Raw genomic sequence first — 12,975 nt, 5'->3', positions numbered from 1 at the left:
CGAGGACCGCCGTCTGGAGGTGGTTCTGCTCGACGCGGATGGATTTGTAGTAGGTCTGGTGGTCGAGCCGGCCGGAGGCGTAGTTGTACCCGCTGGAGTTCCCGGCCGCGACGTTGAAGGGCATGTTGAGGCAACGCGCGATCTCGTTGAGGATCTCGCGTTTGAACTCGGCGTAGGTCGTCGCGGGCTGCTCGGCATGGACCTGGCCCAACTTCCAGCCGCCGGGCAGGACCGTGGCCAGACGCTTCTCGAGTTCGACGATGTCCATCGGTTCGAGGGATTCCGCTTCACCGTTGGGAGGGGCGTCGGTGTAGATGACGGCTGCGAAGTCCGCCGCAGTCTCGGCCGCGGCGATCACGGCGAGTGTGTAGCGCCGCAGTTGAGCGAACAACGGAAGCGCCGGTGTGATGTCCGGAATGCCGCGCCACTGGCCCGGCCGATCGACGCGGTAGTAGTGAACCACCGATGCGGCGGGCACGGTGTCGAACTCGCCCGAAAAGCCAAACATCCCGCCGTCACCGGGATGGCGGCGCAGCACGGTGTAGGCGACCGGATTGCCGAATGAGTCGAAGGTGATGCCGTCCGCCTCACCGATGCGAAGCAGTCGGCCCGGCGGACTCGTCACCTGGTCGGGTTCAACGAGCCGCAGATCGAGTTGGACCGGCGCCTCGACGGCCGGGTTGCTGGTGAGAATGCCGAATACCTCGCCGCTCTCGGCACGGGCCAGCCGCATGGTGCGCAACTTCTCGGGCAAGTCGATCGCCCGCGACCACTGCTCGAACGACCTTTCGATGATGTCGTTGGCCTTCGTGTCGCCGGTGAGCATCTGGAGGCGAGGACCCGTGCCGATCGTGTCGTTGGCCAGGGTCAGCACGATTCCGCGCGCGTACGAGTTGTTGGCCACTTCGTAGCGGGCCCGGTTGCGCAGGATGCGCCGGACCTCGGACGAGAGTGCCGCGTTGGGCGACAGGCCGTCGGCGTTGGCCCAGTGGCGGCGGTTGTCGGTCGTGGTCTGGGCCGAGTCGAATTTGGCGCGGACGATCCGCACCGGCGGGCGCGATGACGTGGACGGCGCCGGCGTCTTTCCGCTGAACCACGATGAAACGAGACGTTTGAGCATCATCACGCCGTGCCCGGCGGCTCCAGTTGCACGAACTTCACTTTGAGCCCTTTGCCCCGGCTCGCCTTCTTGCTTTCGAGGTAGCGGTCGGCTTCGATCTGCTCGGCGAGGCCGTGCTGCTCGACGCTGCCCGAGTCGCCGCTTGCTTTGGCGGGGCCTTGGGCGCTCTGGTTGATCGCCTGCTCGATGTCGGTCTCAGCCATCCCTTGTCCTCGTACATGTCGATGAGAATTGCCATGCGTTTGCGATACCGCCGTTGCCGCTGGGCATACGTGTTCACGGCAGTGGAAACGGGACGCCCCTCCAGGTGCGCCACCCACGCCTCCTGCACCGCGTCTTCACGGTCCAGCGCAGGGACAAAGCGCAACTCGATCACGAGCTGGCCAGGGTTGTCCAGAGGTGGAAGTACATGGTTCATCCGTCAGTTACCGACGGATGAAACGCTCAGAGGCTGCGGATGGGGAGGGGTGGCTGCGAAGTCGTTACACGGGTAGACCGTCTACTTGGCTTTGGGCCTCTGACGACCCGGTTTTCGCATACGACGCTGCTGCTTGCGAACGCCTTTGTCCGTGTATCCAAATAGATTGCTTGGCTGCTTCGGCAGATCATGCGAAACCAGACCAAGGCGCTGAGCGAGTTCTCTGCACTTTGTGTCGTTGCTGTATACTCTGCCGGCGTTCCACACTTTGGCGGTCGCCACCAACATGGCGTCCACCTTGACGCTATGGCGGCTATTCGCTTCGCCCTTCTTCCGCCCGTCGAGCGCACTCGGAATGAGGGATGCCGCAATCGCCGCACATCGAACATCGAAGGGAGCGAGCAAAAAGGAACCACTCATTGCTCCCAACATCTCGGTACGGCGCTGTTCGGACAGCGGGACAAGGAACTCTGCAAGGACCACAGTCGGAACGATGATCTGGCACTGCTCCTCCTCAAACTGGTCGAAAAGCCACTGCGTGCGTGACCTTTGATCCTCGCTTCCGTCTTCGCGTAGCGACCACGCCAGAATCATCGAGTCTACGGCAACGATGGGTGGCGGCTTCGTCAACGGTTGCGCATCTCCATGATGAACTGATCGGGATCATCAATCCGCGCCCAGTCGCTTCCCCCGATACGCCGCATCTCCGCGAGGGTTTCCTGAACGGAAGCTCGCTTCGCTGGAGAAACCGATCTGACGTGAACATGGCGGATGCGCCATCCCGCGCGAAGCCACGTGACCGGGCCGCTCACAATCACGGATTGATACACGAATTTTCCAAGCTCTCGAACAAGGTCGGCGTTGTCGACACGGCAAATCACCATCCGATCAGGCTGCGACGGGACGCGCAGGCCGCAATGCATCTCCGTGGCGCCTCCAACTCGCTCGACCTTTCCGATCACCGAGGACTCACCCGTCACGAATGCCGTCGATGAGACAGCCTGAAAAGTCTCCGGCCCGATCGTTGCCAACACTGTGCCGGACTTACCAGGGTGGCGAAACTCAATGACACAACCAAGAGTCCTGGCTACACCACTAAGGTCCTCGATTGCTGAGAGCAGAGTCTGAGTCCAGTCGGCGGTCCCGGGTGCATCAATTGCGCCTCCGGCAAGACGTAGCGCTGTAATCGCCACATCTGAATCATCCGCTGCGACGCCATACTTCGCGGACCCCGATGTCACAGATAGCAAGTGTAGTGAACCTGGTGGCTGATCGGATCCTTGCGGCGCCTCTCCCTCCCCTGCAGCCTCAGGCTGATCGCCATCGATGAGTCGCTGGACCGCCTGAAGAGTCCTGCTGAGCGCGCGCATCGGCACAGACCACGGCCGCAGGTTAGCGCCGACAAGACGTACTTCGAAGCTGGGAGGCGGTTTGCGTTGCACGACTCGCGATTCTATCGGCTTCATGGGCACGTCTCCGCCAAGGGAGTCTAGGTACACTGGAGCCGCTCAACGGTCGTCACCCTTCGCCCGCAGTACCGGCACTCCCGCCGCCTGCGAATCGCACCACCCGGAATCCGCCGGGTGTAGACGACTTCGAAATGCCCGCAGCCGCACCTCGGACACAGAATCCCACGCGGCTCGGGTTCTCGCTTCGATCTCGTGGTCGCTTCACTCATCGCCGCCGTCCTCCCTGGAGGTCGGAGAGGCGAATGCGTCGGCGCGGGGCCGGCTGCACATCCGTGCCATACAGCACAGCGCCCTGCATCGACGCGGCGACGGCGCAGCCCACGAGGCAGTCGAGCCAGTGATTGTCCAAGCCATCCACGCGGAGTTTCCACTCATCGACGGTCCGGCCGCGGCCCTGCGTTTTCACGCGGTACTCGCTGGTCAGGTGCTCGGCGAGGAGTTGATGATTGGTCGCCGTGCGGTTCGACGCGCCGCCCGTGCGCCCGAACAGCGCCAGGCACCCGGGATCGCCCATCGGCACGGCCAGGCGCGCCTGCACGAACGACTTCCAGTAGTTCGTGTCGAACACGACGTGGCGCACGGCGCGCTTGCCGGTGATGACGGGGATGCGCCAGTTCAGGCCGACGCGGTCGCCGCGCTTGCGTTTGTACTCGCTGAAGGGGATGCTCGAAGCGCCGACGTACCGGCCGTGGCTGGGCATGATCAGGTTCGCATGGCGGCTCTGGCGGCAGAACTGGTAGACGACATCCGACGACTGGCCCCAGTTCGCGTCAATCAGGCACCGGTCGATGCGCACCATCGCGCCGTCGTCGCGTTTCCATTCGCGGCCGACCATGGAGTCGGTCAGTCGCTCAAGGCCGGCGTAGACCGCCCCTTCGAGACCGGCGTGTGGTGAAGCGGCCGCGAGAGTGCGGCGGATGTCGCGGAGGGTGAAGTACGTGTGGGGGTCCTTCTGGTCCGGTTCGGTGCCGTAGTCGATCACATTGCCCGTGAAATCCTCCTCCCAAGCAACAATGAGCCAGAAGAGCGCCTTGGCCTGCACGTCGATGAACATGGTCAGCAGCGAGGAGCCGATGGGCACCTCGCCGCGCTCGTGGCCGCTCAACTTGGCGCCGATCTGTTCTGCGGTGAGCAGGTCCTCGTCGAGCGCGGTGCTCTCGGGGAGCGGTTCGTTCTGGTACTCGGCCCAGAATGCGGCCTCATCCTGGAGCCGCAGATTCATCGCGTGCTGAATCGCGCTGAGTTCATCGTGATTGAAGCGGTCCGGCCACGCGACCTCGGCCCCCTCATCCATCTCGTCGCGATGTTCGCCGTAGAAAGTCGTCGCGCGGGTGATTCCCTCGTCGGCGCGCAGCCCCTCGGCCCGCAGTCGCGCGTACTCCGCCCACAACTGCTCGCGGGTCGGGAAGGAGTACACCATCTTCGTGCGCTGCCCCTGCCACTGCGGGTGCTTGTCGCGATCGAGCAGGCGGTCGGCCAGATCGTCCGGTCGCACCACGGTGAGTGTCATCAGACCGGCGATCTTCTTGCCCGGGCCGGCCAGGCCGAGGATGGCGCCGGCGAGGATGCGCTCGCGCGTGGCGCATTGCGAGGGCGACCGCGCCGATTCGTCCGTCTGCGGATCGTCGATGAGCACGAGCGAGGGGCGGACGCTGCGGCCATCGGGCCGCTTGTACTTCATGCCGCGGATGCGGCCGGTGATCCCGGCAACGCGGATGATGCCGCCCGAGGGCAGCGAGCCTGGCACCGTCGGCAGGACGATCTCGTGCGCCGTCCAGCCGATGTGGGTCTGGCTGCCTTCGAAGAGTTGGCCGGCGGCGCGCTGGTGGATGCCGTCGAGGCAGTGGATGGGGAAGCACGCCTCGGGGAAGTCGTGCAGGAGCGCTTCGCTGTTCTCCAGTTCGGCCTTGATGGATTCGAGCATCTGGCCGGCGTGCTCTTCATCGGATCCGATGAGGGAGACGAACTCGCGGTGACCATACAGGAGCGCCCAGAGACAGGCGATCTCGCAGAGGCTGGTCTTGCCGCTGCCGCGCGGCATGGCCATCGCGAAGAGGCCGCCCTCGAGAACCGCCTGTTCGATGCGGGCGATGACCTTGAGGTGATCCGGCGACCACGCCAGGTGGAAGGTCTGCGGGAAGTAGGTCTCGCAGAACAGGCGGAAGTTGCGGCGGCAGGCCTCCTTGCGGCCGGGATTGACGATCTCGGGCAGGGCGTCGATGTCCCGGCCGGTGAAGGACTCGGGCAGGTGGCGGGTGCGCGCGGCGTCGGCATTCTCGTCAAACGCATCATCCGCGGCGGCGTCTTCACCGGCCAGGCGCGCGTGCCGCTCGATCACCAGCCACGCGGTGTAGCGCAGCAGATCGACGGTCTTGCCGTCGCCGATGCGATACCCGGCGCGGGTGCGATGCCGGTGGAGTTGCCGCTCGCTGATGACCTCGCCCAATGGAGTCGAGTTGAGCAGGCGGCAGAGTTCGGCCGGCTTGAGTTGGCGCGGGTCAATCGCCACGACTGCCTCCATTGGCGCTGGCGCTCTCGGCCATGTCGCGCACGAGCCACGCGGCGAAATGAACCAGGTTGATCGTGCCGTCGGCGTTGGTCGGCGCGCCCTCGTCGATGTCGCGCTCGATCATCGCCTCGCTGATCGGCCGGCCGCCGACGCGCGTCAATGTGCGCGCCGTGTCGGTCAACGATAGAGCGGCGGGATTCAGCCCGGCGGCGCGCTGGGGTTGTTCATCACGCGGCGTCGACACGGCGGCCCTCCGTGGCCCACGGCGCGCCCGGGTTGCTCGATGCGAGGCGTCGGCCCATGTACGAACGCGGCCCAACGTGGGCCAACACGGCGCGATGTTCGGCCATTCCTAGCAGATGCCTAGCACATCGCGCGCTGCCGGCGGAGAGGTTCCCCACACTCATGCCCAGTTGTGCACAATCTGCGAATCCTGCTCGAATCCTCGGCAATTCCCCTTGCATGTGCGCGCGGTTCATGCCCTCATGTGTGCAACGCGAGGCGGAACACGCCGCCCGCCAAACAACGCGAAAGGACGCATCAACATGACCACGAGAACCAGCGAGAGCGACCACGCCAAACGAATCCGCGAACACGCGATGTTCAGCGAGACCGACCTGCGCTACCTGCGGGCCAAGGGCTACACCGACGCCGAGATCCTCGCCTTCTGGGATCGCGACCACGCGATGGGCAAGGAGCCGGTCATCCACGCAGGCACGCGCGTCGAGAGCATCGCCATCCGAGTTGAATCGGTCCAGAAGCAGGTGCGGGCCAACGCGGCGCTCAACATCGAACTGGGCATCAGCGCCTACAAGGCCGGCCGCGCCAACGTCGCGGTGAGCGACAACTACGCACCGACGTACAGCTTTGAAGCCATCGACATCGACAGCACGCGGCGGGCCCTGGCCGAGCGCATCTTCGAGAAGAAGTTCGACGAACTGAGCGCCGGCCAGCGCGGCGAACTCGACGCGGTCGTGCGAGCCTGCATGTTCGTCGCCCACATCACCACGATCTGAAACGCACCGCCAACCGCCACCACGCGGGAAAGGACCACGACCATGACCATCAAGCAGATCACCATCAAGGGCGAGCGAGGCGATGTCGAGATCCGCGACGCCGACTACGGCGCGCAGATTCTGTTCGGCGAGACCTGCCTCGAACTCTCGCGCCACAGCGGCGACGACGAGCGCTGGGCCGCCGCGATGGCGACGGCCAAGGCCATCTACGGGGCCGATCGCCACGGCCGGCCGCGCTGCACCAACTCCGAAATCCACGCGGTGCGCCTCGAGATCGAGCGCGTCGCCGGCTGCTGAACGACCAACACCAGACGAAACGGAATCACCATGAGCACGACACGCGACAACACGTTGAACACCATCGCCCGCGAGGTCCTGGGCCTTGAGACCTTGGCCACCCGCAACAGCGACCGCCTCGACTTCCACGACACCGCGGTGTGGTGCGTGAAGGAGGCGCTCGAGCGCGCCTACGAGGCGGGCCGCCAGTCGGCGCGGCCGACCAAGGCCGTCTGCCCCGCCTGCGGACGCAAGATCGAGATCACGCCGGTGCCCAGCGGCAAGTGAGAGAAGAGCATCATGAAGACCAGCGCCATTCAGATTGAGCGAAATCGCACCGCCCGCCGCAACGGCGCCGGCGCGCCCAACGTCGTCATCCGCGAGGCGTGCGACCGCGACGGCGTCGTCCTGGGCCACCTCGTCGCCAGCCACGACGGCACGTCCGAGGGCATCGTCGCCGCCGCACGACGCGCCACGGCCCGCATGTTCGACGCCTTCGCCGACGCGTGCAACGTCAACAGCCGCATCATCGCGACCGACGGGTCGGGCCGGCCGCGCTGGTCGGTCTCGCCGAACTTTGCAGTCATCGAAGAACTCGCCGTCGAGTGACGGTGAGACGTTTCCACCAACCGCTGCATCAACGAAAGGAGCAGCACCATGAAGAAGAACGAAGTCCAGATCGGAAGCACGTACACCGCGAAGGTGAGCGGCAAGATCGCCAAGGTGCGCATCGACGCCGAGAATCGAAATGGCGGCTGGGAGGCGACCAACCTCGAGACGAAGAAGAAGGTGAGGATCAAGTCCGCCCAGCGGCTTCGAGCCGAAGCCGGGCCGCCGCCGAAGGCGACCGACAACAAGGATGCCAAGCAGGCCTCCGGCGTGAAACCCGGGGGCCGCGTTGTTGATAGAGACGCCCAGCGCATCTCCGAGCGCGATGCCAAGGCCGCAGCCAAGGGCCTGGTCATGAAGACCGAGATCGTCATGGGCAAAGAGCGGTCGCGCTGGGTGAAGAAGGCCCAGCAGGCCGCGGCGCAGCAAGGCACGCCGGAGACGACTTCGAAGACGACGGCCGAAGCGCCGCCGACCGAGAAGCGCAAGGGCCGGCGCACGCCGCCGCGCATCGCGCTCGTCAACAAGGACCAGTACGCCGAGATCGCCAAGCAGGTCGAGAGCCTGCCCACCAGCCGCAACCACGTGTGCTGGAAGAAGAACGGAAAGTTGTACGAACTGTTCTTCCGCGTCGATGGCCGCACGCCGCTGCTCTATCGGGCGCCGGCGACCTCGGCCGTCGATGAGAAGACCGGATGCCGCGAGGTGGATGCGGTCGGCACCGTCACCGGTGTCTTCCACATCAAACAGAGCATCAAGCAGCTCACCGGCAAGTCGCCGGCGCAGATCGGCATCACCATGCCGCCCGACCGCGGCGCGCCCAAGGCACGCGGCGAGACGACGAAGAAGACGGCCGGCGGCAAGGCCGACGCGAAGCCGCGCAAGAAGCGCGAGGGCTTGAGTGGCCTCGACGCCGCCGCGCAGGTCCTGGGGCGGGCGAAAGAGCCGCTCGACGCGAAGACCATCGCCGAGCGCGCCATCGCGGCAGGCTGGAAGACCAACGGCGCCACGCCGCATGCGACGCTCTACGCCGCGATGATCCGCGAGATCAAAGCCAAGGGCAAGGAAGCGCGGTTCATCAAAGCCGACAAGGGCCGGTTCACGGCTCGGAAAGGAGCGTGATCGATGGACCCGCAAGTCCAACGACTGCTCGCCCATGCCGACCAGACCCGCGCCACGATGCGCGACACCCTGACCGCCATGCCCGCCGCCGAGAAGGCCGCGCTCATTCGCACCTGCGCCGCGGGCGACCTTGCCGGGTTCGACGAGCGCACAGCGCTGCTGGTCGGCCTGCTCGCGGTGGTGGCGATCTTCGATCTGAGCGAATCGCGCGGGGAGGTGGGGCCATGACGGCGGAACACCAACAACATCTCGTCGAGCCGGAGGACGCCTGCCCGCGCTGTGGCGAGCGCCACGTTGACAACCTGATCTGGATCGACGACGGGCAGCGCGTCCGCTGCGCCACCTGCCTGAACGTGTACACGCCCCCGGCGCTGCGGCGGGAAGGAGGTGATGATCATGACCAGCAGCCATGAGATCAACGCCCTGCTCCAGGTGCTGCTCGCGGCCCAGCGCCTGCTCGAAGCCCGCGCCGACCAGATGGTCACCGTCGAGGAGTGGGAAGCCCTCAGCGATGCCGTCAACGCGGCCACGCGAAGGCCTGCCGGCGGGCCCGGTGAATCGTTCGCCGTGGACGCGGCCAGCGGCGCGCTGCTGCGCCGCGTCGTGCCCAGACGCGGCCAGCCGTACGAGCATGCCTGCACGCGGGCGGTGTTCGAAGAGGTCGCCCACGCGATCGACCTGATGGGCAGCGCCGCGTTCACGATGGAAGAGATCCGCAGCAAGGTCGGGGGCGGCGACGAGTCGAAGATGCCGCCGTGGTCGCAGGTGGCCACGGCCGTCGCGTTCCTCAAGGAGCGGTCGTGCATCGTGCCCGGCCGCGAACGCAAGCACGTCGCCGCCACCGACGACACCTGGCTCGACGCGATGATCGAATACCACGCGCTGCGCGAGAAGGGGCCGGAGGAGGCGGGCGAATAGCGCCGGCCAACCTCCGCGTCGTTCACAGCCTCGGCCGTCGCCGGGGCTGTGTCTCCGGATGCACCCTTGGATCGTAGTGCCGCCTAGGCTTCGATCATGCGTGAGGATGATGCCCGCTCCCTGGCCGACGCACTTCGCAGAGACTTTGACGGATGTCAAAATGCGCCGCAGGAAACCTGGGACGTGCCGCCGCCGATCAAGGTGATCGACTGCGTGCTCTCGCTCAATCGCCCATACAGAACAGTCGTCGAACCGCGGGTGCGCGCCTTTCGACAGGCCCATCCTGGAATCCAGGATTGCGCCGGTCTGCGCAACCTGATGCTGTCGCATGCAACACCCGGTGCATTCCTCAGTCACTCGCTGCAAACGAATGATGCCAGGCGCGCCGCCACATTGCTGGGCGTCACGGATTACGTCGTCGACATCCAGCAACAGTTCCCCGCCCCTGATGAGGAGCAGCGGCTCCGAGCATGGGGCACATGGGCGCGGCCCGGCGACTACCTCGCCGTCGGTGTTCGCGGCTTTGGCCTCGCCGGGTTTCAGTACCTCCGTATGCTCTTCGGTGCCGACACCGTCAAGCCCGACGTTCACGTTTGTCGCTACGTGTCCAGCGCAATTGGGCGACAAGTCGGTGAGGTTGAGGCGCTGTACCTCGTGGAGAGGGCGGCGAAGTTGGCTGCCATTCCAGTCGCGCGAGCGGATGCGGCAATCTGGAATGCCGCGCAACAATGAAGTCTTCAAGCACCGGAAACCGTGCATGCTCGAGAAACTCGCCGACACCATCACCAAGATCACTGACTTCACGAATCAGCACTCCATTGCCGCGGAGTTCCACCTGCACAGCGTGAGCGAACTGCGCAATCCCTCTGATCGCCAGGCAGACTGCTGGCGCAGGTTCGAGAAGCACCCTGGCGTCTACTGCATCTTCGACTCGACTGGTCAGGCGGTGCGGTACGTGGGGATGTCAATGTGTGACACGGGAACGCGCCTGTTCCAGTGGCTCTTCCCGGGAGGGCGCCGCGGCCCCGTCGAAACATCGATGTTCGTCGATGACGACATCGTCCTGTCGATCGTGCTGCCGAAGCAGCACTACATGGCGCCGGCGCTGGAGTCATTTCTGATCGATGCGTTGAAGCCATCGAACAACAAGCGCCGTTGAGACGACGGAAGTGGTTCACCGCATCTTCTCCTCGCGTGGTTTCATCGGAATAGGTGACTTTCCGGTGCGCTCCAGCACGGCGGGCCTGCCGGTGAATCGCTGGAACCTGTCGCAGATCAGATCTGCGTAGGCCGGGTCGATTTCCATCAGGAACGCGCGCCGCTGCGTCTGCTCGGCGGCGATCAGAGTCGAGCCCGATCCTCCGAAGAGGTCGAGAACATTCTCACCGGCCTTCGACGAGTACTGCATCGCGCGCACGGCGAGTTCAGCAGGCTTGGCCGTCAAATGCTCCATCTGGTTCGGCGGGATCTTCTTGATGTGCCACAGGTCGGGCACGTTGTTGGGGCCGTAGAAGCGGTGTGCGGCGCCGAGTTTCCAACCGTAGAAACATACCTCGAACGCTCCCATGTAGTCTTTTCGAGTGAGAACCGGGTGCTGTTTGTCCCAGATGATCGCCTGGCTGAAGTACAGCCCCGCGCGCTTCAGTGGGCCCGGGTAGTTGCCGAGGTTGGCGTAGCCTCCCCAGATGTAGAAGCCGCCGCCGGGAATGAGCACGCGCGCCATGTTGCCGAACCACGCATCGAGCATCTCCTCGAACGCTTCATCGCTCACGAAGTCGTTTTCAAGCGGCCTGTCCTTCGCTCGCATCTTGCGCGTGGTCCGGCGCTTCTCGCCCTGGCGCGCGACATCGAACGACTGGTGATGGGTGCGCCGCTTCTTCTTCGAGGCCGTGAACGACGAGTTGCCCGCGGCGATCGCGTTGTTCGATCTCGGCTCGACTTTGACGTTGTACGGCGGGTCGGTGTTCACGAGGTGAATTGGCTGGCCGTCGAGCAGTCGATCGACATCGGCCGCGCTCGCGCTGTCGCCGCACAGCAATCGGTGCTCACCGAGAATCCAAAGGTCGCCGCGCTTTGTGATCGGCTCATCGGGCGGCTCAGGGATCGCATCGGGATCGGTGAGCCCGTCGCGCACACCCGGGTCGAACAACTTCGCCAGATCGTCCGCGCTGAATCCGAGCGACGACCAGTCGAAGCCGGCGCCCTGCAGTTCGGCCATCTCGATCGGCAGCAATTCCATGTTCCACTCGGCCAGTTCGGCCGACTTGTTGTCTGCGATGCGGTACGCGCGCACCTGCTCGGGCGACAGATCGGTTGCGATGTGGATCGGAACCTTCTCGAGGCCGAGGCGCTCCGCGGCCTTCCAGCGCGTATGCCCGCAGATGATGACGCCGTCGCCATCGACCACGATCGGCTGCCGCCAGCCGAATGTCGTGATGCTGTTGGCCACAGCGTCTACGGCGTCGTCATTGAGCCGAGGGTTCTTCTCGTAGGGCTTGATATCGGCCAGCGGCCGCAGTTCGACCTTGAACGCGTTCATGAGTCCGTTCTCCTTGTGCTGGTGGGTTTGCGGCCCGGGCGCGATTCCGCCGCCCCGGTGGCCGCCATGTCGCCGCCCACGTTGGCCCGTGTGCTGAGATGTGCCGCAGCGGCGTAGTTCCGGCCGCCTGTCGTGGGCACATCGCCACGTGGGCGAACGTCGCCGCCCACGATCGGCCCGCCGTGGGCCGGCAACGGCAGCAGGCCGATCTCGCGCTCCGAACGCGCGGCTGCAGCGAGCCGCACCTGCATCGCGTGCGCCCCCTCGCGCCACGCCAGCGCGCAATCGGCATCGGCGTCGATGGTCGGCGGCGCGTCGGCCGGCGCTTCCGTCAGCGCCGCGCGGCCGGCGGCAGTGAGGCTGTACCACACCCGGCCGTCAAGATCGGCCCCGCTCAGCAGCCAGCCGCGGATCAGCGCGGGAATCGCCCGCTCCTCAAGTTCCGACAGCAGACGGCGATTGGCGCGCCCGGTCTCGTCGTTGCCGCAAGCGGCCCAGAACGGCGGCGTGCTGGCCAGAGCCCACTCGGCAACCCATCGGGTGCCGAGGTGCGTCATCGTGGCCCGCTCGTCATCGAGACCCGCGAGCCGCTGACACACCTCCCGGCCATCGGACCAGCATGGCGCGCCGGCCAGCGAGCACGCCCGCTCGATTCCGGCGTCGAGCAGCCTCGTCGCGATCACCTTCGTCTTCTCGACGCGGCGCGTCAGCAGCCCGCGCCTCTCCAGTCGCCCGAGCGCCTCGACATTCTCATCGCGCTCATCTCGATCGCGCCCCTGATGCCGCCAGCGCAGACCCGCGCCGGACCGGAATGATCGCCGCGCCAGGTACGCCGCCGCTGCGCCGCCGCCTCCCCAAGGTCCGCGCCACGGCGCGAATACCGCCCACAACTCGCCCGCCAGGCGGCAAATCAATGTGTCGTCGGTACTTGCGCTCATGTCGCCGTCCTCCCAACCGCGCGCCAATCCAAAAAGTCGGA

Annotated in this window: 18 protein-coding genes; 10 read left to right on the top strand and 8 right to left on the bottom strand. The window is 65.7% G+C overall.

All coding sequences use genetic code 11. The features are described 5' to 3' along the window. From IT430_19730 to IT430_19705, 6 genes are all read right to left on the bottom strand, one after another. The coding region (locus IT430_19730; protein ID MCC6910169.1) for a phage portal protein at nt 1-1,123 on the bottom strand (1,123 nt) is incomplete at its 3' end. Further along, nucleotides 1,123-1,323, bottom strand: coding sequence for a hypothetical protein (locus IT430_19725; protein ID MCC6910168.1), 201 nt, complete (start codon nt 1,321-1,323; stop codon nt 1,123-1,125). The genes IT430_19730 and IT430_19725, both read right to left, overlap by 1 nt. A 296-nt stretch (nt 1,324-1,619) precedes the next feature. Continuing rightward, nucleotides 1,620-2,168 carry a type II toxin-antitoxin system VapC family toxin gene (locus IT430_19720; protein ID MCC6910167.1) on the bottom strand — a complete coding sequence of 183 codons (549 nt, stop codon included), beginning with the start codon at nt 2,166-2,168 and terminating at the stop codon, nt 1,620-1,622. Continuing rightward, the gene (locus tag IT430_19715; GenBank protein MCC6910166.1) at nt 2,165-2,731 is read right to left on the bottom strand and encodes a hypothetical protein; all 567 of its coding nucleotides are present in this window, start codon (nt 2,729-2,731) and stop codon (nt 2,165-2,167) included. Before IT430_19715 ends, IT430_19720 begins: the two co-directional genes overlap by 4 nt. Before the next feature lie 481 nt (nt 2,732-3,212). After that, entirely contained in the window at nt 3,213-5,516 is a 2,304-nt protein-coding gene (locus IT430_19710) for a phage terminase large subunit family protein (GenBank protein MCC6910165.1), read from the bottom strand. Continuing rightward, the gene (locus IT430_19705; GenBank protein MCC6910164.1) at nt 5,506-5,760 is read right to left on the bottom strand and encodes a hypothetical protein; all 255 of its coding nucleotides are present in this window, start codon (nt 5,758-5,760) and stop codon (nt 5,506-5,508) included. Before IT430_19705 ends, IT430_19710 begins: the two co-directional genes overlap by 11 nt. Nucleotides 5,761-6,061: 301 nt before the next feature. On the opposite strand from IT430_19705, the gene IT430_19700 reads away from it, so the two are divergent. From IT430_19700 to IT430_19655, 10 genes are all read left to right on the top strand, one after another. Next, nucleotides 6,062-6,532, top strand: a complete 471-nt coding sequence (locus IT430_19700) for a hypothetical protein (protein ID MCC6910163.1) — start codon at nt 6,062-6,064, stop codon at nt 6,530-6,532. Nucleotides 6,533-6,574: 42 nt separating this feature from the next. Beyond that, complete coding sequence (locus IT430_19695; GenBank protein ID MCC6910162.1) at nt 6,575-6,829, top strand: hypothetical protein; 255 nt, start codon at nt 6,575-6,577, stop codon at nt 6,827-6,829. A 30-nt stretch (nt 6,830-6,859) separates the two neighbouring features. Next, nucleotides 6,860-7,096 (top strand): hypothetical protein, encoded by a 237-nt coding sequence (locus IT430_19690; protein ID MCC6910161.1) that lies wholly within the window; start codon nt 6,860-6,862, stop codon nt 7,094-7,096. Between the two features lie 12 nt (nt 7,097-7,108). Beyond that, on the top strand, nt 7,109-7,417 hold the full coding sequence (locus tag IT430_19685) for a hypothetical protein (GenBank protein ID MCC6910160.1): 309 nt from the start codon (nt 7,109-7,111) through the stop codon (nt 7,415-7,417). A 48-nt stretch (nt 7,418-7,465) separates the two neighbouring features. After that, a complete protein-coding gene (locus IT430_19680) occupies nt 7,466-8,539 on the top strand; it encodes a winged helix-turn-helix domain-containing protein (protein MCC6910159.1) in 1,074 nt (357 codons plus the stop codon). A gap of 3 nt (nt 8,540-8,542) precedes the next feature. After that, a complete protein-coding gene (locus IT430_19675; protein MCC6910158.1) occupies nt 8,543-8,767 on the top strand; it encodes a hypothetical protein in 225 nt (74 codons plus the stop codon). Then, a complete protein-coding gene (locus IT430_19670) occupies nt 8,764-8,952 on the top strand; it encodes a hypothetical protein (GenBank protein MCC6910157.1) in 189 nt (62 codons plus the stop codon). Before IT430_19675 ends, IT430_19670 begins: the two co-directional genes overlap by 4 nt. Next, nucleotides 8,936-9,457 (top strand): hypothetical protein, encoded by a 522-nt coding sequence (locus IT430_19665; GenBank protein MCC6910156.1) that lies wholly within the window; start codon nt 8,936-8,938, stop codon nt 9,455-9,457. Before IT430_19670 ends, IT430_19665 begins: the two co-directional genes overlap by 17 nt. A 96-nt stretch (nt 9,458-9,553) precedes the next feature. Next, the gene (locus tag IT430_19660) at nt 9,554-10,189 is read left to right on the top strand and encodes a hypothetical protein (GenBank protein ID MCC6910155.1); all 636 of its coding nucleotides are present in this window, start codon (nt 9,554-9,556) and stop codon (nt 10,187-10,189) included. A gap of 25 nt (nt 10,190-10,214) precedes the next feature. Then, entirely contained in the window at nt 10,215-10,616 is a 402-nt protein-coding gene (locus IT430_19655) for a hypothetical protein (protein MCC6910154.1), read from the top strand. A 15-nt stretch (nt 10,617-10,631) separates the two neighbouring features. Here the strand turns inward: IT430_19655 and IT430_19650 are convergent, their stop codons facing one another. Together IT430_19650 and IT430_19645 are read right to left on the bottom strand one after the other, a co-directional pair. Further along, nucleotides 10,632-11,996, bottom strand: coding sequence for a ParB N-terminal domain-containing protein (locus IT430_19650; protein MCC6910153.1), 1,365 nt, complete (start codon nt 11,994-11,996; stop codon nt 10,632-10,634). Beyond that, entirely contained in the window at nt 11,993-12,934 is a 942-nt protein-coding gene (locus tag IT430_19645) for a hypothetical protein (GenBank protein ID MCC6910152.1), read from the bottom strand. Before IT430_19645 ends, IT430_19650 begins: the two co-directional genes overlap by 4 nt. Nucleotides 12,935-12,975: the final 41 nt, after the last annotated feature.

The sequence above is a fragment of the Phycisphaerales bacterium genome (assembly GCA_020852515.1).
GTDB lineage: Bacteria > Planctomycetota > Phycisphaerae > Phycisphaerales > UBA5793 > UBA5793.
Note: the sequence above shows the minus strand (reverse complement) of the source record. Positions and strands in the feature narration are given on the sequence as shown.

Coding starts and splice junctions, on each gene's coding strand:
- IT430_19725 (MCC6910168.1), bottom strand. CDS start 1,323: ATGGCTGAGACCGACATCGAGCAGGCGATCAACCAGAGCGCCCAAGGC.
- IT430_19700 (MCC6910163.1), top strand. CDS start 6,062: ATGACCACGAGAACCAGCGAGAGCGACCACGCCAAACGAATCCGCGAA.
- IT430_19695 (MCC6910162.1), top strand. CDS start 6,575: ATGACCATCAAGCAGATCACCATCAAGGGCGAGCGAGGCGATGTCGAG.
- IT430_19690 (MCC6910161.1), top strand. CDS start 6,860: ATGAGCACGACACGCGACAACACGTTGAACACCATCGCCCGCGAGGTC.
- IT430_19685 (MCC6910160.1), top strand. CDS start 7,109: ATGAAGACCAGCGCCATTCAGATTGAGCGAAATCGCACCGCCCGCCGC.
- IT430_19680 (MCC6910159.1), top strand. CDS start 7,466: ATGAAGAAGAACGAAGTCCAGATCGGAAGCACGTACACCGCGAAGGTG.
- IT430_19675 (MCC6910158.1), top strand. CDS start 8,543: ATGGACCCGCAAGTCCAACGACTGCTCGCCCATGCCGACCAGACCCGC.
- IT430_19670 (MCC6910157.1), top strand. CDS start 8,764: ATGACGGCGGAACACCAACAACATCTCGTCGAGCCGGAGGACGCCTGC.
- IT430_19665 (MCC6910156.1), top strand. CDS start 8,936: ATGACCAGCAGCCATGAGATCAACGCCCTGCTCCAGGTGCTGCTCGCG.
- IT430_19660 (MCC6910155.1), top strand. CDS start 9,554: ATGCGTGAGGATGATGCCCGCTCCCTGGCCGACGCACTTCGCAGAGAC.
- IT430_19655 (MCC6910154.1), top strand. CDS start 10,215: ATGCTCGAGAAACTCGCCGACACCATCACCAAGATCACTGACTTCACG.
- IT430_19650 (MCC6910153.1), bottom strand. CDS start 11,996: ATGAACGCGTTCAAGGTCGAACTGCGGCCGCTGGCCGATATCAAGCCC.
- IT430_19645 (MCC6910152.1), bottom strand. CDS start 12,934: ATGAGCGCAAGTACCGACGACACATTGATTTGCCGCCTGGCGGGCGAG.